General features: G+C 68.9%; 17 protein-coding genes. 10 read left to right on the forward strand and 7 right to left on the reverse strand.

The genetic code is table 11. The annotated features are described in order from the left end of the window. Positions 1–39: 39 nt before the first annotated feature. Complete coding sequence (gene trxA / locus G3N96_RS27465; protein WP_124580943.1) at positions 40–888, forward strand: thioredoxin; 849 nt, start codon at positions 40–42, stop codon at positions 886–888. Between the two features lie 110 nt (positions 889–998). Here trxA and G3N96_RS27470 read toward each other — a convergent pair whose 3' ends face one another. Continuing rightward, positions 999–1856, reverse strand: a complete 858-nt coding sequence (locus G3N96_RS27470) for a tRNA threonylcarbamoyladenosine dehydratase (RefSeq protein ID WP_069248702.1) — start codon at positions 1854–1856, stop codon at positions 999–1001. Between the two features lie 128 nt (positions 1857–1984). On the opposite strand from G3N96_RS27470, the gene pdxH reads away from it, so the two are divergent. From pdxH to G3N96_RS27485, 3 genes are all read left to right on the forward strand, one after another. Further along, positions 1985–2629 (forward strand): pyridoxamine 5'-phosphate oxidase, encoded by a 645-nt coding sequence (gene pdxH, locus G3N96_RS27475; protein WP_124580938.1) that lies wholly within the window; start codon positions 1985–1987, stop codon positions 2627–2629. 121 nt (positions 2630–2750) lie between these two features. Next, positions 2751–3971 (forward strand): cyclopropane-fatty-acyl-phospholipid synthase family protein, encoded by a 1221-nt coding sequence (locus tag G3N96_RS27480; protein WP_206139145.1) that lies wholly within the window; start codon positions 2751–2753, stop codon positions 3969–3971. Between the two features lie 23 nt (positions 3972–3994). Next, positions 3995–5290 (forward strand): DUF72 domain-containing protein, encoded by a 1296-nt coding sequence (locus G3N96_RS27485; RefSeq protein ID WP_206139146.1) that lies wholly within the window; start codon positions 3995–3997, stop codon positions 5288–5290. 64 nt (positions 5291–5354) lie between these two features. Here the strand turns inward: G3N96_RS27485 and msrA are convergent, their stop codons facing one another. Then, positions 5355–5915, reverse strand: coding sequence for a peptide-methionine (S)-S-oxide reductase MsrA (gene msrA, locus G3N96_RS27490; RefSeq protein ID WP_046544550.1), 561 nt, complete (start codon positions 5913–5915; stop codon positions 5355–5357). A gap of 580 nt (positions 5916–6495) precedes the next feature. Here msrA and G3N96_RS27495 point away from each other — a divergent pair. The 3 genes from G3N96_RS27495 to G3N96_RS27505 all read left to right on the forward strand — a co-directional run bounded on the left by G3N96_RS27495 (position 6496) and on the right by G3N96_RS27505 (position 9369). Then, on the forward strand, positions 6496–7902 hold the full coding sequence (locus tag G3N96_RS27495) for a selenium-binding family protein (RefSeq protein WP_206139147.1): 1407 nt from the start codon (positions 6496–6498) through the stop codon (positions 7900–7902). Then, entirely contained in the window at positions 7899–8564 is a 666-nt protein-coding gene (locus tag G3N96_RS27500; protein WP_124580928.1) for a hypothetical protein, read from the forward strand. Before G3N96_RS27495 ends, G3N96_RS27500 begins: the two co-directional genes overlap by 4 nt. A 295-nt stretch (positions 8565–8859) precedes the next feature. Further along, complete coding sequence (locus tag G3N96_RS27505; protein ID WP_124580926.1) at positions 8860–9369, forward strand: flavin reductase family protein; 510 nt, start codon at positions 8860–8862, stop codon at positions 9367–9369. Here the strand turns inward: G3N96_RS27505 and G3N96_RS27510 are convergent. Beyond that, positions 9356–9856, reverse strand: a complete 501-nt coding sequence (locus G3N96_RS27510; RefSeq protein ID WP_006477992.1) for an Lrp/AsnC family transcriptional regulator — start codon at positions 9854–9856, stop codon at positions 9356–9358. The two genes, G3N96_RS27505 and G3N96_RS27510, sit on opposite strands and share 14 nt — an antisense overlap. Before the next feature lie 130 nt (positions 9857–9986). On the opposite strand from G3N96_RS27510, the gene kynB reads away from it, so the two are divergent. From kynB to kynA, 3 genes are all read left to right on the forward strand, one after another. Continuing rightward, on the forward strand, positions 9987–10628 hold the full coding sequence (gene kynB / locus G3N96_RS27515) for an arylformamidase (RefSeq protein ID WP_089426192.1): 642 nt from the start codon (positions 9987–9989) through the stop codon (positions 10626–10628). Between the two features lie 28 nt (positions 10629–10656). Beyond that, complete coding sequence (gene kynU, locus G3N96_RS27520; protein ID WP_089495891.1) at positions 10657–11907, forward strand: kynureninase; 1251 nt, start codon at positions 10657–10659, stop codon at positions 11905–11907. A gap of 78 nt (positions 11908–11985) precedes the next feature. Then, positions 11986–12918 carry a tryptophan 2,3-dioxygenase gene (kynA, locus tag G3N96_RS27525; RefSeq protein WP_206139152.1) on the forward strand — a complete coding sequence of 311 codons (933 nt, stop codon included), beginning with the start codon at positions 11986–11988 and terminating at the stop codon, positions 12916–12918. A gap of 30 nt (positions 12919–12948) precedes the next feature. On the opposite strand, the gene G3N96_RS27530 is transcribed toward kynA, so the two are convergent. The 4 genes from G3N96_RS27530 to G3N96_RS27545 all read right to left on the reverse strand — a co-directional run. Next, positions 12949–14346, reverse strand: a complete 1398-nt coding sequence (locus G3N96_RS27530; RefSeq protein ID WP_206139148.1) for an MFS transporter — start codon at positions 14344–14346, stop codon at positions 12949–12951. A gap of 266 nt (positions 14347–14612) precedes the next feature. Continuing rightward, entirely contained in the window at positions 14613–15557 is a 945-nt protein-coding gene (locus tag G3N96_RS27535; RefSeq protein ID WP_206139149.1) for a 2-dehydropantoate 2-reductase, read from the reverse strand. A gap of 14 nt (positions 15558–15571) precedes the next feature. Further along, positions 15572–17023 carry an aldehyde dehydrogenase gene (locus tag G3N96_RS27540; protein ID WP_206139150.1) on the reverse strand — a complete coding sequence of 484 codons (1452 nt, stop codon included), beginning with the start codon at positions 17021–17023 and terminating at the stop codon, positions 15572–15574. A 38-nt stretch (positions 17024–17061) separates the two neighbouring features. Further along, on the reverse strand, positions 17062–17648 hold a 587-nt coding region (locus G3N96_RS27545; RefSeq protein ID WP_241022844.1), incomplete at its 5' end, for a thiamine pyrophosphate-dependent enzyme.

Genomic DNA, 17648 nt, shown 5'->3' on the forward strand with positions numbered 1-17648 from the left:
CGCCCCCATCCTGACGACATTCGAACGGAAGAGAACGACATGGACACCACGCTTGCCACATTCGAGAAAGACGTCATCGAGGCGTCGCTGGACGCACCCGTGCTGGTGGACTTCTGGGCGCCGTGGTGCGGCCCCTGCAAGACGCTCGGCCCGCTGCTGGAAAAGCTCGAAGGCGACTATGAAGGCCGCTGGAAGCTCGTGAAGGTCAACGTCGACGAGAACCAGGAACTCGCCGCGCACTTCCAGACGCGCAGCATCCCGCACGTGATCGCGTTCGCCGACGGGCGCCCGGTCGACCAGTTCGTCGGCGTGCTGCCCGAAGGTCAGCTGCGCGCCTTCCTCGACCGGCTGCTGCCGGCGCCCGAGGAAGCCGAACGGCGTGCCGCGCAGTATGCGATGGCCGAGGCGCGCTACGACGACGCGCTCACGCACCTCGAAGCGGCGCTCGCGCTGAACCCGGGCTTCGACGACGCCCGCCTCGATCTGATCGAACTGCTGCTCGCGAACAACCAGGTCGACGCCGCGCGCGCCGAGACCGAGCGTCTGTCGCCGCAGACCGTGCAGAACGGCGATCCGCGCTACCAGGCGATCAAGACCCGTTTCGACGCGCTCGACGCGACGGCGGACCTGCCGCCGACCGACGCGCTCGAAGCGCGCATCGCGGCGAACCCCGCCGACCTCGACGCGCGCTTCGACCTCGCGCAGAGCCTGATCGCGCGGCGCGCGTATGAAGGCGCGGTGGAGCAGTTGCTGGAAATCGTGACGCGCGACCGCGCGTACGGCGACGATCTCGGCCGCCGCACGCTGATCTCGGTGTTCGAGCTGGCCGGCGATCGCCCGGACCTCGTCGCCGGGTGGCGACGCAAGCTGAGCATGGCGCTCAACTGAACTGACGTGGGGCCGGCCGGGCCGCAACGGCCCGGCTGCCGGATCGCCACGTCAAGCACGGCGCGGGTCACGCGCCGCCGCATTGCACAATGATCGCGATTCGCAGCGGCTCAGCCCGCCGCCTGCGCCGCGATCGCGCGCAGCGCATGCGCGGCGGCCGCGAAGCCGAAGCTTGCCGTCACGCACACGCTCGAACCGAACCCCGCACAGTTGAGCCCCGCGACGTGCGCGGCCGCGGACGGCTCCGTGCCGTCCTCGAGATCGCACGCAGCGGCTTCCGGATAGATCAGCGGCTCGTCCGAATACACGGCGCTGACCTTGAAACGCGCCTTCGGTCCGCGCGGAAAGCCGTGCTGCTTGCGCAATTGCGCGCGCACTTTCGACAGCAGCGGATCCTGGATCGTCAGCGCGAGATCGTCGATCCGGATGCGCGTCGGGTCGAGCTGGCCGCCCGCGCCGCCGACCACGACGAGCGGCTGGCGCTTCGCGACGCACCATGCGATCAGCGCGACCTTCGTGCGCACGCTGTCGATCGCGTCGATCACGTAGTCGAAGCCGCCGCCGAGCAGCGCGTCGAAGTTGTCGGGTTCGACGAAATCCTCGATCCGGTTCACGCGGCACGCGGGATCGATCAGCGCGATCCGCTCGGCCATCGCGTCGACCTTCGGCTTGCCGTAATTGCCGTCGAGCGCGTGGATCTGCCGGTTCGTATTGCTTTCGGCGACGTTGTCGAGATCGATCAGCGTCAGCGTGCCGACCGCGTTGCGCGCAAGCGCCTCGGCCACCCACGAGCCGACGCCGCCGATCCCGATCACCGCGACGTGCGCGCGCTCGAACGCGGCGGCGGCCGGCGCGCCGTACAGCCGCGCAACGCCGCCGAAACGCCGCGCGCGATCCACGTCAAGCTGGATTTCCGGGGTCGGGGTAAGATCAGAGGAACTGGGCGGGGCAGCGTCGGCGACGGACATGGCAGCAAGGAAAACGTAAGTCGTGCAGCCCTCTATTTTGCCTGAACTCCCCGCTCGCACGCGCCACTGTGCACGCACGTTTCTTGCGCGTTGGCTACAATGGTTCCAGATTGAAGCGTTTGCATAACATGACGACTCTCGCCGATCTTCGCATCAATTACTCACGCGCTTCGCTCGACGAGGCCGACGTCGCCCACGACCCCTTCGCCCAGTTCGACCGCTGGTTCAAGGAGGCGCTCGCCGCCAAGCTGCCCGAGCCGAACACGATGACGCTCGCGACCGTCGGCGCCGACGGCCGGCCGTCGGCACGCATCGTGCTCATCAAGGGCGTCGACGAACGCGGGTTCGTCTTCTTTACCAATTACGAAAGCCGCAAGGGGCGCGATCTTGCCGCGCACCCGCAGGCCGCGCTGCTGTTCTACTGGATCGAGCTCGAGCGCCAGGTGCGCATCGAAGGCCGGATCGAGAAAACCAGCGCAGAGGAAAGCGACCGCTATTTCGCGTCGCGCCCGCTCGGCTCGCGCATCGGCGCATGGGCATCGGAACAGAGCGCGGTGATCGACAGCCGCGCGACGCTCGAAGCGCAGGAAAAGGCCGTCAGCGAACGCTACGGCGACAACCCGCCGCGCCCGCCGCACTGGGGCGGCTACCGCCTCGTGCCCGACTCGATCGAGTTCTGGCAGGGCCGCCCGTCGCGGCTGCACGACCGCCTGCTCTATACGCGCGACGCCGGCACGTCGACGGGCTGGTCGATTTCGCGCCTGTCGCCTTAAGCCCGGCGCCGGCGCATGCCGGTCGTGTCTCGTGTTGCATTCGGGCGCCCGCCTCGCAAGCGGCGGGCGCCGGTCAAGATACTTGGCTGTATTCGATTCAACGAACAAACGGAGAATCCAAATGTTCTGGGAAAAGAAGCTGGCACAGTGGGCGGACGAAGTACGGGCGAAAGCGAACATACCGGCGCGCCTCGTGCTGTGGAACGGCGATCAACTCGATTTCGGCACCTTCAGCGCGCCGCAGGTCACGCTGAAGGTCAACAGCGCGTCGGCGTTGCCGCTCCTGCTCGAACCGAGCCTCGACAATCTCGGCGAGGCGTACGTGAAGGGCAAGATCGACATCGAAGGCAAGCTGTCGGACATCATCAACATCGGCTACTCGCTCGCGCGCAGCACGGTGACGAGCGCGAGCAAGCTGGCGCGCGTGAAGCGCTACTTCAATCACTCGAAGAGCACCGACAAGAAGGCGATCCAGTATCACTACGACGTCTCGAACGAGTTCTACAAACTGTGGCTCGACGAGAACATGGTGTACTCGTGCGCCTACTTCGAGAACGGCGACGAGGATCTCGCCACCGCGCAGATCAAGAAGATCGACCACATCCTCACCAAGATCCGGCTCCAGCCCGGCCAGCGCCTGCTCGACATCGGCTGCGGCTGGGGTGCGCTCGTGCTGCGCGCCGCGCAGAAGTTCGGCGCGCAGTGCCTCGGCGTCACGCTGTCGCAGAACCAGTTCGACCTCGCGACCGCGCGCGTGAAGGCCGCCGGGCTGGAAGACAAAATCGAGATCCGGATGCAGGACTACCGCGAGATCGACGGCCAGTTCGACCGCATCACGAGCGTCGGAATGTTCGAGCACGTCGGGCGCAAGAACCTGCCGCTCTATTTCTCGCGGGTGCATGACCTGCTCGCCGACGACGGCATCGCGATGAACCACGGGATCACGTCGACCGACGCGGAAAGCGGCGAGACGGCGCTCGGCGGCGGCGAGTTCATCGATCGCTACGTGTTCCCGGACGGCGAGCTGCCGCACATCAGTCTCGCGCTGGAAGCCGCGCAGCGCGGCGGCCTCGAAGCGATTGACGTCGAAAGCCTGCGCCGGCACTATGCCCGCACGCTCGATATCTGGACGGAAAACTTCGAGGCGAAGGCCGACGCCGCGCGACAACTCGTCGACGACGAAAAATTCCGCATCTGGCGCGTGTATCTCGCCGGCTGTGCGTATGCGTTCGAGCACGACGACGTGTCGATCTTCCAGATCGTGTGCCGCAAGGCCGGGCAGAGCGCGAAGACGCTGCCGTGGTCGCGGCGCTATATGTACGAACACACGCTGCCGCGCTAGGCGGCGCTTCACGCTGGGCATGCATGGGTGACGGCAGGACGCGGCGCAAGGCGCCGCCGGAACGACAGCAGCACGACGACGCGAACGCGCCGCACGCCGACGGGCAATTCGACCTGTTCGGCGTGCCGGTCGATGCTGCACGCGCGTCGCCCGAGAACGATGGCCCGCCTGCCGACGCCGACGAACATGTAAACCCGGGCGCGCCTGACGACGTGCAGCCGGCACCACGCCTGCGCACCCATTCCCGTTCTTCAGACGAAACACCGCGCGCCGCTTCCGGCCTGCTGTGGGACGAACCGTCCCTGCCAGCCGAGCCGCCGAAGAAGGGCCGGCGCCGGCGCGGCGTGCTGCCCGCACCGATCGCACCGGATGTGGCCGACGCAGCGGCCGGCCTGCCGCCGAACGTCCGGCTCGGCACATCGTCGTGGACCTTCCCGGGCTGGGACGGCATCGTCTACGACGGCGATTTTGCTCAGACGAAACTCTCGCGCGAAGGGCTCGAAGCGTATGGCGCGCATCCGCTGCTGAAGAGCGTGAGCCTCGACCGGTCGTTCTACGGCCCGCTATCGGTGGCCGACTACCTGCGCTACGCGCAGCAGGTGCCCGACGATTTCCGCTTCGTCGTGAAGGCGCCGGCCTCCGTGACCGACGCGGTGATCCGGGGCCGGCGCGGCGAACCGTCGGGACCGAACCCGACCTTCCTCGACGCGGATCTCGCCACCCGGGAATTCGTGCAGCCGTGCGTCGAAGGGCTCGGCCGGAAAGCCGGCGTGCTCGTGTTCCAGTTCTCGCCGTTGCCCGACACGCTGCTTGCCCGGCCGGCCGAACTGATCGACCGGCTGGCCGCGTTCTTCGCGGCGTTGCCGCCGCTGCCGGCGGAAGCCGACGGCACCCGCTATGCGATCGAGATTCGCGACGCGAGCCTGCTCACGCCGCGGTTCATTCGTGCGCTCGCCGCACTCGGCGTGCGCTACTGCGTCGGCCTGCACGCGCGGATGCCCGACCCGCTGCGCCAGGCGGCCGCGCTCGCGCTGCTCGACGGCGACGCGCCGGGCCCGCTGATCGTGCGCTGGAGCCTGCACGGCGGCTTCAAGTACGAACAGGCGAAAGCGAAGTACGAGCCGTTCGACAAGCTCGTCGACGAGGATCCGGCCACGCGTTCGGCGCTTGCCGAACTGGCCGCGCGCTATGCGCTGGCCGGGCAGCCGGTGATCATCACGATCAACAACAAGGCGGAAGGCTCCGCGCCGCTGTCGTGCATCGCGCTTGCGCGCGAGATCGCCGCCGCGTGCGCGCAGTGGCGCAACGAGGCGGCTTGATACCCGCTTGATACCCGCTTGATACCCGCCTGATACCGGCTTGCGCCGGCCGCGGTCACGACGCTTACGCGCCGCGCAGCGACTTCAGCCGGTGCGAGAATTTCTGCCGGAATTTCGCGAGCTTCGGCCCGATCACGACCGAGCAGTAGCCCTGCCCCGGGTTACGCGCGTAATAGTTCTGGTGATAATCCTCGGCCGGCCAGTAGTTGTCGTCGAGCGGCACGACCTGCGTGACGATCGGCTGCCCGAACACCTGCTCGCGCTCCAGCTCGCGGATCACGTCGAGCGCCGTGTCGCGCTGCGCGTCCGAATGGGTGAACACGACCGACCGGTACTGCGTGCCGACGTCGTTGCCCTGCCGGTTCAGCTGGGTCGGATCGTGCGTTGCAAAGAAGATCTCGAGGATCTCGCGATAGCCGATGCGCGCCGGATCGAACGTCACGTTGACGACTTCCGCGTGGCCCGTATCGCCTTCGCAGATGTCGCGATAGCCGGGATTGCGCGTATGGCCGCCCGCGTAGCCCGACTGGACGGCCGTCACGCCGTCGACGTCGAGAAACACCGCCTCCGTGCACCAGAAACACCCGCCTCCCAATGTCGCGGTTTCAAGCATCTCGTTCACCATGAAATCAGTCCCTCGTTGATGTCGGCAGCCGGCACGCACGCGCCGGCGCCACCGTTCCGTCTCGCCGCTGCCCACCCGCGTGCGGGCGGCAACAACACTTCGGCAAGTATCTCACTCGCGCGCGAACCTGACAGATTGCACGGGTGTCGCGCGCGACCGGCCGCCCGTTTTCTCGACTACACTTAGGCACGCGCGAGCGCGGCGGCAAACCCGCCGTCTCGCGCAACGCGCCCGATGCATGCCCGACCCTGATGCAAACATCATCTGCCGGAACATCGCTATGCATGCCTTAACAGACCTCACCCGCGTCACGCGTCCGGCCGTCGCCGCGTCGCGGGCCGCGGCTTCGATTGCATCACCTCCTTGCCATCCATCCGTCTCGCTCCGCGCGCGGCGATCCGGCTCATCGCCTTTATCCGCTTTCACGATCTGATGCACGGCGTCGCACGCTCATCGACGCGTGCGTCCGCTTGCCGATCGCTCCCGCCGGCGTGATGCGCGCCGTGCGGCAACCCCGACTCGCACGCCCGCAACGAACGGCCGTGCGACCCCGATCCGACACCATCGAGAGGGCATCACCATGAGCATGCGGCCTGACCCGACGTTTCACGCTTCACCCGAGCTTGCGATGCAGGCGCCGGCAGAGGAGTTTGCCTATACGTTGTTGCTGAGCCCCGATTTTTCCAGACCCGACGCGCTCGCCGTGATCGACGTCAAGCCTGGCTCGTCGACCTACGGAAAAATCGTGCACACGGTGACGATGCCGAACACCGGCGACGAGTTTCACCACTTTGGCTGGAATGCGTGTTCGTCGTCGCTGTCGCCGCTGACCGGCCATGCATTCCTCGAGCGCCGCTTCCTGATCATCCCCGGCCTGCGCTCGTCGCGCATCTACGTGATCGACACGAAACCGCATCCGACCCAGGCGCGCATCCACAAGATCATCGAGCCCGACGAGATCTTCTCGAAGACCGGCTATTCGCGGCCGCACACCGTTCATTGCGGGCCCGAGGGCATCTACGTGAGCACGCTCGGCGGCGCGGGCAAGGACGGCACCGACGGCGCGCCCGGCATCTTCATCATGGATTGCGAGACCTTCGACGTGCTCGGCCGCTGGGAGATCGATCGCGGCCCGCAGGACAAGCATTACGACTTCTGGTGGAACCTGCCGCGCGACTACATGGTGTCGAGCGAATGGGCGCTGCCGCCGCAATTCGAGAACGGGATCGTGCCGGAGGACCTGCTCGCGAACCAATACGGGCACCGGCTGCATTTCTGGGACCTGCGCGCGCGGCGCAACGTGCAGACGATCGATCTCGGCGCGCAGCACCAGATGGCGCTCGAGGTGCGGCCCGCGCACGACCCGGCGCGCGAATACGGGTTCGTCGGCGTCGTGGTCGACACGACCAATCTCGAAGGCTCGATCTGGACCTGGTGGCGCGAAGGCGGCAAGTTCCATGTGAAGAAGACGGCGACGATCCCGGCCGAGCCGGCCGCGGCCGACGAACTGCCGCCGCTGCTCAAGGGATTCGGCGCGGTGCCGCCGCTCGTGACCGACATCGACCTGTCGCTCGACGATCGCTTCCTCTACGTGTCGTGCTGGGGCACCGGCGAGATGCGCCAGTACGACGTGTCGGATCCGCACCACCCGGTGCTCGCGGGGTCGGTCCGGATCGGCGGCATCGCGCGCCGCGCGCCGCACTCGAACGGCCGCACGTTCGCGGGCGGCCCGCAGATGGTCGAGATCAGCCGCGACGGGAAACGCGTGTACTGGACCAATTCGCTGTATTCGACGTGGGACGACCAGTTCTATCCGGACGGCGTGCCGGGCGCGCAGGTGCTCGCGCACGTGGGGCCGGAAGGCGGTCTGACGCTCGCCGACGATTACTGGGTCGAGTTCCCCGACGGCTATCGCGCGCACCAGATCCGGCTCGAAGGCGGCGACTGCTCGACCGACTCGTTCTGCTATCCGTCGGTCAAGCGTTGAACGCCGGCTTTCACGCCCCGTTCGCGCTGTGGGCGGCCGTGCTCGCGAGCGGGGTGTATCACGGGCTCAACCCCGCGATGGGCTGGCCGCTCGCGGTGTCGAACGCGCTGATGACGCGCCGCGGCGGCGCGCTCGTCGCGGCGCTCGGCTATCTCGCGCTCGGCCATGCGCTCGCGGTCTTCGCGGTGATGCTGCCGTTCGGGCTGCTCGCCGCGCTGCTCGCGTGGCAAACGGCGATCCGGATCGGCGCGAGCGCGCTCGTGATCGGCTTCGGCGCCGTACTGCTGATCCGGCGCCGGCATCCGCGGGCGCTTGCGCGGATTCCGCCCGCGCGGCTCGGCCTGTGGTCGTTCGCGGTCGCGATCGCGCATGGCGCGGGGCTGATGCTGGTGCCGATCTACCTCGGGCTGTGCGGGCTCGACCCGGACGCCGGCCATCGCGCGGCGGCCACGCTCGTCGATGCGCATCTCGGGATGGCGCTCGTCGTCGCGGCCGTGCATGCCATCGCGATGATCGGCGCCGGCGGCGGGCTCGCGTGGCTCGTGTACCGCTATCTCGGGCTGAAGTTCGTATCGCGGAGCTGGTTCAATCTCGATGCGGTGTGGGCGTCGAGCCTGATCGTGACGGGCGCGTTGTCGCTCGGGCTGGCGGCGGCGCAATAGTGCGAGGGGATCTGCGGCCGATGTCGAGCACGGGTGCCGGGCGGCGCGGCGGACCCGCACAAAAAACGCGACAGGACGGCCGCGCCGACAGCGTGCCCTTGCGCATCCGTCGGCGCGCCGCAGTGTTCGCTACGTCACCCTGCCCCCGCAATGCGCCGCCTGGCCGGGCCCGGCGGCCCCGATTCCGCTAAAATCGGGCCATGCGCACCCCTTCCTCCTCGACCGCCTTGTCGCCTTTCGTCCGCCGCGCCCGCGTCGCGCCGCGCCCGCCCGTCTCGTTCCGGATGGCTGCCCGATGAACCAGGCCAATCCTCCGGATTTCGACTCGGCCGCCTTCCGGCAAGCACTCGGCCAGTTCGCCACGGGCGTGACGGTGATCACGACGCGCGCGCCGTCCGGCCAGCTGATCGGCATCACCGCCAGCTCGTTCAACTCGGTCTCGCTCGATCCGCCGCTCGTGCTGTGGAGCCTTGCGCACAAATCGGCGTCGACGCCCGTGTTCCGCGGCAACAGCCATTACGTGGTGAACGTGCTCGCGGCCTCGCAGCTCGACCTGTGCAAGCGCTTCTCGACCTACAAGGGCGACCGCTTCGAAGGGATCGCGCATGCGGCCGGCAACTCGGGGATGCCCGTGCTCGACGGCGCGCTCGCGTGGTTCGAATGCCACAACCGCAGCCGCTACGATGAAGGCGACCACGTGATCTTCGTCGGTGAAGTGGAGCGCTGCGGCGTGCGCGCGGAATCGGACACGGCACCGCCGCTCGTGTTCCACGGCGGCGGCTTCCACGGCCTTACACCGCTTTGATCGCCCCCGTGCGCGCCAGCCCGACCGGCGCGCCGGCTTCATCCTTCAGCGTCTGCAGCACGATGTTCGACCGGATGTCCATCACGCCCGGCGCCTTGTAGAGCCGGTTCAGCACGAAATCGGAATAGTGCTTGAGGTTGTGCGCGAGCACGCGCAGCAGATAGTGGCTCTCGCCCGTCACGACGAACGCGCCGACCACCTCCGGCCATTCGCGCAGCGCTTCCGCGAAGCGCTCGTGCCATTGATTCTCTTCGTTGCGCATCGACACCTGAACGAACGCCTCGAGCTCGAAGCCGAGCTTCTCGCGGCTCAGGCACGCGCGATAGTGCTCGATCACGCCCTGCTCCTCGAGCAGGCGCATGCGGCGCAGACAGGCGGACGGCGAAAGCGAAATCCGTTCCGCCAGGTCGAGATTGCTGATTCTGCCCTCTTCCTGCAGTACCGCCAGAATCCGGCAGTCGGTGGCATCGAGCGTGATCGCGTGCATTTTTGGTCCCCGTTTTCCCTCTGAGTCGAATTATCTGCCAATCCGGCGGATTGTCCATGTTTATTTCGCAAGCACTTTCTGCGAGCGTCCACCTATCATTCGAAGGATCGATTCACCGAAACGTCATGCCATGGACACCCTCTGGGACATCTCGCCGCCCGTCAGCCCCGCCACCCCCGTGTGGCCGGGCGATACGCCGGTTTCCGTCGAACGCGTGTGGCGGATGGAGGCCGGCTCGCCGGTCAACGTCGCGCGCCTGACGCTGTCGCCGCACACGGGCGCGCACTGCGACGCGCCGCTGCACTACGACGCCGACGGCGCGCCGATCGGCGCCGTGCCGCTCGACACCTACCTCGGCCCGTGCCGCGTGATCCACTGCATCGGCGCATCGCCGGTCGTGCAGCCGGCCGATGTCGCGGCCGCACTCGACGGCGTGCCGCCGCGCGTGCTGCTGCGCACCTGTGCGCGCGCCAGCGTCGATGAGTGGGACAGCCACTTCTGCGCGGTCGCACCCGAGACCGTCGACCTGCTCGCCGCGCACGGCGTGAAGCTGATCGGCATCGACACGCCGTCGCTCGACCCGCAGGAATCGAAGACGATGGATGCGCATCACCGTGTGCGCGCGCACCGGATGGCGATCCTCGAAGGCATCGTCCTCGACGACGTGCCGCCCGGCGACTATGAACTGATCGCACTGCCGCTGAAGTTCGCGACGCTCGACGCGAGCCCCGTGCGCGCGGTGCTGCGCGCGCTGCCCGCGCGTGCTTCCTGATTACCCCGACTGACGACCCCACATCATGATCAAGACCCGTGAAGACGCGCTCGCGCTCGACCGCGACGATCCGCTCGCCCCGCTGCGCGACCAGTTCTCCCTGCCCGACGGCGTGATCTACCTCGACGGCAACTCGCTCGGCGCGCAGCCGCGCGCATCGGCCGCCCGTGCGCAGCAGGTGATCGGCGCCGAATGGGGCGAAGGCCTGATCCGCAGCTGGAACACGGCCGGCTGGTTCGCGCTGCCGCGCCGTCTCGGCGACAAGCTCGCGACGCTGATCGGCGGCGCGCCCGGCGAGACGGTCGTGACCGACACGATCTCGATCAACCTGTTCAAGCTGCTGTCGGCAATGGTGCGCCACCAGGCCGAGCGCGCGCCCGAGCGCCGCGTGATCGTGTCGGAGCGCTCGAACTTCCCGACCGACCTGTACATCGCGCAGGGGCTGATCGAACAACTCGGCGGCGACTACGAACTGCGCCTGATCGACGACCCGGCCGACCTGCCCGGCGCGCTCGGCGCGGACACGGCCGTCGCGATGATCACGCACGTGAACTACCGCACCGGCTACATGCACGACATGCCGGCCGTCACGCAGCTCGTGCACGACGCCGGCGGGCTGATGCTGTGGGATCTCGCTCACTCGGCCGGCGCGGTGCCGGTCGACCTGAACGGCGCGCGCGCGGACGGCGCGGTCGGCTGCACGTACAAGTACCTGAACGGCGGCCCCGGTTCGCCCGCCTTCGTGTGGGTGCCGCAGCGCCATCACGCGCACTTCTCGCAGCCGCTGTCCGGCTGGTGGGGCCACCGCGCACCGTTCGCGATGCAGCCGGGCTTCGCGCCCGATCCGGGCATCGCGCGCTTCCTGTGCGGCACGCAGCCGATCGTGTCGATGTCGATGGTCGAATGCGGGCTCGACGTGTTCCTGCAGACCGACATGCACGCGATCCGCCGCAAGTCGCTCGCGCTGACCGATGCATTCATCGCGCTCGTCGAAGCGCGTTGCGCGGGCCTGTCGCTGAAGCTCGTCACGCCGCGCGCGCATCACCAGCGCGGCTCGCAGGCGAGCTTCGAGCATCCGCACGGCTACGAAGTAATGCAGGCGCTGATCGCGCGCGGCGTGATCGGCGACTATCGCGAGCCGTACGTGCTGCGCTTCGGCTTCACGCCGCTCTATACGCGCTTCGCCGACGTGTGGGATGCCGTCGAGACGCTGCGCGACATCCTCGCCACCGACGCGTGGAAGGCGCCCGAGTTCGCCGAACGCGGCGCGGTGACCTGATCGGCCTTGCCCGGCGCGCGCAAGCCGCGCGCCGCGCCCCGTCATTCAAATCTGGAGAAAGTCGTGAATTCTGGTCATATGCAGCCACCCGGCGGCGACGCGCCGGCGGGCTGCCCGTTCTCGGGCGCGCGCGCCGCACATTCGGCACCCGCGGCCCCGGCCGCGCACGAAGCGTCGCACGTGCCCGGCGATGCCGGCTGGCACAACGCGCAGCTCGATTTCTCGAAATCGATGAGCTACGGCGACTACCTGTCGCTGAATTCGATCCTCGACGCGCAGCATCCGCTGTCGCCCGATCACAACGAGATGCTGTTCATCATCCAGCATCAGACGAGCGAGCTGTGGATGAAGCTCGCGCTGTTCGAACTGCGCGGCGCCCTCGACGCGGTGCGCACCGACGCGCTGCCGCCTGCGTTCAAGATGCTCGCACGCGTGTCGCGGATCCTCGAGCAGCTCGTGCAGGCGTGGAGCGTGCTGTCGACGATGACGCCGTCCGAATATTCGGCGATGCGCCCGTATCTCGGGCAATCATCGGGCTTCCAGTCGTACCAGTACCGGCAGCTCGAATTCCTGCTCGGCAACAAGAACGTGCAGATGCTGCAGCCGCATGCGCACCGGCCCGACATCCTCGAACAGGTGCGTGCGACGCTCGAAGCGCCGTCGTTCTACGATGAAGTCGTGCGCCTGCTCGCACGGCGCGGCTTCCCGATCGCGGCGGAACGGCTCGAGCGCGACTGGACGCAGCCGACCCGCCATGACGAGACGGTCGAAGCCGCGTGGCTCGAGGTGTACCGTCACCCGCAGCAGCACTGGGAGCTCTACGAGATGGCCGAGGAACTCGTCGATCTCGAGGATGCGTTCCGCCAGTGGCGCTTCCGTCACGTGACGACCGTCGAGCGCATCATCGGCTTCAAGCAGGGCACCGGCGGCACCAGCGGCGCGCCGTACCTGCGCAAGATGCTCGACGTCGTGCTGTTCCCTGAACTCTGGCACGTACGCACCACGTTGTAACGCGCGACGCGCCCCCGAGCCCGCCCGCCGTCACGACGACGTGCGGGCCAGCGCCTCCCCTTCGCGCGGCTGCACGGCCGCGTGCGACAGTCGTGGAATGTGCCGTCGCACGACGAGCAGCGCGACGCAGACCACCCCCATCGCGATTGCCAGCATCGTCAGATAGGCCGTGGCGCCGCCCGTGGTGATCACGACCGCGCCCGCGAACGCGCTGAAGATCGCGCCGAGCCGGCCGAACGCGAGCGCGCTCGCGGTGCCCGTCGCGCGCACGGCCGTCGGGTAGATGTACGCACAGAGCGCATACATCGTCGACTGCACCGCGTTGACGAACAACCCGTGCAGGCCGAGCCCGACGATCAGCCAGCCCGTGTGGCGGCTCGAATCGACACCCATCAGCCATACCGCACTCGCCGCGCCGCCGATGCTGCACAGCACGAGCGGCCAGCGCGACCCGGCATGCGCGATCGTCCACGCGCACAACAGCGCGCCGATCACGCCGCCGAGGTTGTACGCGGTGAGCCCCGTCCCCGCGACCGACACGCTCAGCCCGCTCGCCGCCAGCATCGTCGGCAGCCAGCTGAACGCCGCATACACGGCGAGCAGACACATGAAGAACGCACACCACAGCGCGATCGTGTCGCGCGCCTGACCGCTCGCGAACAGCGCGCCGAAGCCGCCGCGGCTGCCTGCCGCGCGTGCGTCCCGCAGGTCGGTGAAGGCGGTGCCCGGCGCGACGGGCCGCTCCATCCGCGCGAGCAGCACGCCGAGTTCCGGCCAGCGCGCGGGGCGCCGCGCGAGGTAGCGCGGCGATTCGGGCAGCGCACGCACGAGCACGAAGCCGAGCACGAGCGGCAATGCGCCGCCCGCGAAGAACAGCCCGCGCCAGCCGTAGCGCGGCAGCACCTCGTGCGCGAACAGGCCGGCCAGCATCCCGCCGAGCGGCACGCAGACGATCGTCGCGGTCACCATCATCGTGCGACGCCGCGCGGGCGTGTATTCGGCCGTCATCGTCGTCGCCGTCGGCAATGCGCCGCCGATCCCGAGGCCTGCGACGAAGCGCAGCACCGCGATCGCCGTGACGTCCGGCGCGAAGCCGATCGCGCAGGTCGCGATGCCGAACAGGAACACGCTGCCGATCACGGCCTGGCGGCGGCCGAAGCGGTCCGCGACGATCCCCGCGCACGCACTGCCGATGCCCATCCCGATCAGCCCGGCCGCCACCGCCGGCGCGAACGCGCCACGCGTGATGCCCCATTCGCGGATCAGCACCGGAATCGCGAAGCCGATCAGCTGGCCGTCGAAGCCGTCGAGCACGATCGCGAGCGCGGCGAGCAGCACCACGCAGCGCTGCATCGTCGTGAACGGCCCGTCGTCGAGCGTCGCGCCGATGTCGACGGCCGGCGGCTGCAATCCGTCGCGCGTGCTCATGCGACCTCCCGTGCGCCGCGCCCAGGCGGCAACATGCGCGAGCGGCGCGCGGCAAGACAACGGCATTCGATGGCGTTCATGGCGTCTCCGGTTGCCCGGGCTGGCGCGGTGGCGCGTGCCCGGATCTCGTGCTGCGCAGGCGGCCGGCGTCGACGCAGCGGCGCCGCCTCCGGTGTCTCGTCCAACCTGTCCCGATCCGGCGCCGTCGCCTGCGCGCGACGTGCTCGTCTCGTCGTGCGGCGCAAGCCGCGCCGCCCGCCTGATGCTCAGTTCATCCGCGCGTCGATCAGCCGGACCAGCGCGAGCAGCGTTTCCGCATGCGGCACCGCGACGCCCGCTTCGCGCGCGGCCGCGACGACCTTGCCGCTGATCGCGTCGATTTCCGTGCGACGGCCCGCGAGTACGTCCTGCAGCATCGACGGACGATGGCCGCGATGCGCGTGGATCGCATGCTCGACGTTGCGCGCGATGCGTTCGCCGTCGACCGCGATGCCCTTCGCGCGAGCGACGGCGGCCACCTCGGCTGCGATCGCGAGCGCGAGCCGCGGCCCGTCATGATGGTTGCCGAGCTGGTCGACCGTGCAGCCCGTCGCCGCGCACAGCGTGTTCAGCGCCGCGTTGAACGCGACCTTCTCCCAGATCGCGGCCCACACGTCGGCGTCCAGCGTGCACGCGAGCCCCGCGCGCGACAGCGTATCGGCCACCGTCGCCGCGAACGGGCGCGCCGCGCCGTCGGCCGTCATCATGCGAATCGTGCCCGCGCCGTGCGAGCGCACGTGCGCGGGCCCCGCCGCGTCGGCCGGCCACGTCGTCACGCCGACCAGGATGCGCTGGAGCGGCACGAACGCATTCAGCGTCTCGACGTTACCGAGCCCGTTCTGCAGCGTCAGCACGTGCGTGTCTCGCTCGAGCAGCGCGCGCACGCCGTCGAGCGCGGTACGCGTATGCAGCGATTTCGTGAAAACGATCAGCAGGTCGAACGATGCGTCGGGCGATGCGGTTGCAGCCGCATTCGCGACTTCCGGCCGCACGGCCTGCAACGTCCGGATACGCCGCTCACCACGATCGTCATCGATGCGCATCCCGTCACGGCGAATCGCATCGAGATGCGCATCGTTCACGTCGATCAGCGTGACGGCCTCGCCGCTTTCGGCCAGCCGCCCGCCGAACAGCGAGCCCATCGCGCCCGCGCCCAGAATCGCAATCCTCATCGTCGGCGGCCTCATCAAAACGGATAGTGGCGCGGTGCGGTCTGCACCGTGATCCAGCGCAGGTCCGTGAACGCCGCGATGCCGGCCTTGCCGCCGAAGTGGCCGAAGCCGCTGTCCTTCACGCCGCCGAACGGCATCTGCGCCTCGTCGTGCACGGTCGGTCCGTTCACGTGGCAGATGCCCGATTCGAGGCGGGCCGCGACGCGCATCGCACGCGCAACGTCGCGGCTGAACACGGCCGACGACAGCCCGAACGCGTTGTCGTTCGCGCAACGGATCGCGGCGTCCTCGCCATCGACGCGCACGATGCCCTTCACCGGGCCGAAAGATTCCTCCGCATAGATGCGCATCGCCGGCGTCACATGGTCGAGCAGCGTGGCCGGGAACAGCGTGCCGTCGGCCTTGCCGCCGCACACGAGCGTCGCGCCGTGCGCGAGCGCGTCGTCGATCAGCGCATTGCAGCGCTCGACGGCCTTCATGTCGATCAGCGAACCGAGCACGACGGGGCCCTGGCGCGGGTCGCCGAGCGGCAGCGACGCGGCCTTGTCGGCGAGCTTCGCGACGAACGCATCGGCAATCGACGCGTCGACGACGATGCGTTCGGTCGACATGCAGATCTGCCCGGAATTCGCGAACGCGCCGAACGCGGCCGCCGCGACTGCCGCGTCGAGATCGGCATCGTCGAGCACGACGAACGGCGCCTTGCCGCCGAGTTCCAGCACCGACGGCTTCAGGTGGCGCGCACAGGCTTCCGCGACGATCCTGCCGACGCGCGTCGAGCCCGTGAAATTCACGCGGCGCACGGCCGGATGCGCGATCAATGCATCGACGATCGTGCCCGCATCCTCGGGCGCGTTCGTCACGAAATTGACGACGCCCGGCGGCAGCCCGGCTTCCTGCAGCGCCTCGACGATGAGCCCGTGCGTGACGGGACACAGCTCCGAACCCTTCAGCACGACAGTGTTGCCGCACGCGAGCGGCAGCGCGAGCGCGCGCGTCGCGAGGATCACCGGCGCATTCCACGGCGCGATGCCGAGCACGACGCCGGCCGGCTGCCGCACGCCCATCGCGAGCGAACCGGGCACGTCGGACGGGATCAGCTCGCCGCCGACCTGCGTGGTCAGCGACGCGGCCTCGACGAGCCCGCTCGCGGCAAGCTGCACGTTGAAGCCGGCCCACAGCGCGGAGGCCCCCGTCTCCGCCGCCATCGCGGCGACGAACTGCTCGTGCTTCGCTTCGAGCGCGGCGGCCGCCTTCAGCAGCAGCGCGCGGCGTGCGCCGGGGCCGAGCGCGGCCCAGCCGGGAAATGCAAGGGCGGCAGCATCGGCCGCCGCACTTGCATCGTCGGCGGTGCACGCGGGCGCTTCGGACGCGACTTCGCCGTCAAGCGGGTTGCGGCGCGCAAAGGTCGCGCCGCTGGATGAGTGACGGCGTTCGCCGCCGATCAGCATCGATACGGTTTGCATGGAGTCTCCGGCAGGACGCGTATTGCGCATCACATCATTCAGGCAATCTCGACTTCGACGACGACCGGCGTCGCCGCACGCAGCGCGTCGGTCAACGTGTCGCGCAGGCGCGTGGCATCGGTCACGCGTACGCCCCGGCAGCCCATCCCTTGCGCGAGCGCGACGAAATCCAGGTTCGGCAGATCGGTGCCCTGCACGGGATCGTCCGGGCCGAAGCCGAACACCGGCGCGAAATCCTGCAGCGCCGCATAGCGCCGGTTATTGAGGATCACGAACGTGATCGGCAGCTTCAGCTGCGCGGCGCTCCACAGGGCCTGGATCGAATACAGGCTCGATCCGTCGCCGATCAACCCGATCACGCGCCGGCCCGGCTGCGCGAGCGCGACGCCGACGGCGGCCGGCATCCCGTAGCCGAGCCCGCCGCTGTCCATCGTGTAGAACGTGCCGCTGCGCGTGAACGGCAGGTGTTGCTGCATCACGGGCCGCGCGCTCGGCGCTTCCTCGACGACGATGTCGTGTGTGTCGCGCACGTCCGCGAGCGTCTGCAGCGCGAACGCGACCGACATGCGCTCGCCGGCGGCCGGCGGTTCGACCCGCGCACGCGGCGGCCGCGGCGCGGGCATCG

This window comes from Burkholderia sp. Se-20373 (assembly GCF_017104705.1).
In the GTDB taxonomy this organism is placed as follows: Bacteria; Pseudomonadota; Gammaproteobacteria; order Burkholderiales; family Burkholderiaceae; genus Burkholderia.

Coding starts and splice junctions, on each gene's coding strand:
- G3N96_RS27485 (WP_206139146.1), top strand. CDS start 3,995: ATGGGTGACGGCAGGACGCGGCGCAAGGCGCCGCCGGAACGACAGCAG.
- G3N96_RS27505 (WP_124580926.1), top strand. CDS start 8,860: ATGAACCAGGCCAATCCTCCGGATTTCGACTCGGCCGCCTTCCGGCAA.
- kynB (WP_089426192.1), top strand. CDS start 9,987: ATGGACACCCTCTGGGACATCTCGCCGCCCGTCAGCCCCGCCACCCCC.
- G3N96_RS27470 (WP_069248702.1), bottom strand. CDS start 1,856: ATGTCCGTCGCCGACGCTGCCCCGCCCAGTTCCTCTGATCTTACCCCG.
- G3N96_RS27510 (WP_006477992.1), bottom strand. CDS start 9,856: ATGCACGCGATCACGCTCGATGCCACCGACTGCCGGATTCTGGCGGTA.
- G3N96_RS27480 (WP_206139145.1), top strand. CDS start 2,751: ATGTTCTGGGAAAAGAAGCTGGCACAGTGGGCGGACGAAGTACGGGCG.
- G3N96_RS27540 (WP_206139150.1), bottom strand. CDS start 17,023: ATGCAAACCGTATCGATGCTGATCGGCGGCGAACGCCGTCACTCATCC.
- G3N96_RS27495 (WP_206139147.1), top strand. CDS start 6,496: ATGAGCATGCGGCCTGACCCGACGTTTCACGCTTCACCCGAGCTTGCG.
- G3N96_RS27535 (WP_206139149.1), bottom strand. CDS start 15,557: ATGAGGATTGCGATTCTGGGCGCGGGCGCGATGGGCTCGCTGTTCGGC.
- pdxH (WP_124580938.1), top strand. CDS start 1,985: ATGACGACTCTCGCCGATCTTCGCATCAATTACTCACGCGCTTCGCTC.
- G3N96_RS27530 (WP_206139148.1), bottom strand. CDS start 14,346: ATGAGCACGCGCGACGGATTGCAGCCGCCGGCCGTCGACATCGGCGCG.
- trxA (WP_124580943.1), top strand. CDS start 40: ATGGACACCACGCTTGCCACATTCGAGAAAGACGTCATCGAGGCGTCG.
- kynA (WP_206139152.1), top strand. CDS start 11,986: ATGCAGCCACCCGGCGGCGACGCGCCGGCGGGCTGCCCGTTCTCGGGC.
- msrA (WP_046544550.1), bottom strand. CDS start 5,915: ATGGTGAACGAGATGCTTGAAACCGCGACATTGGGAGGCGGGTGTTTC.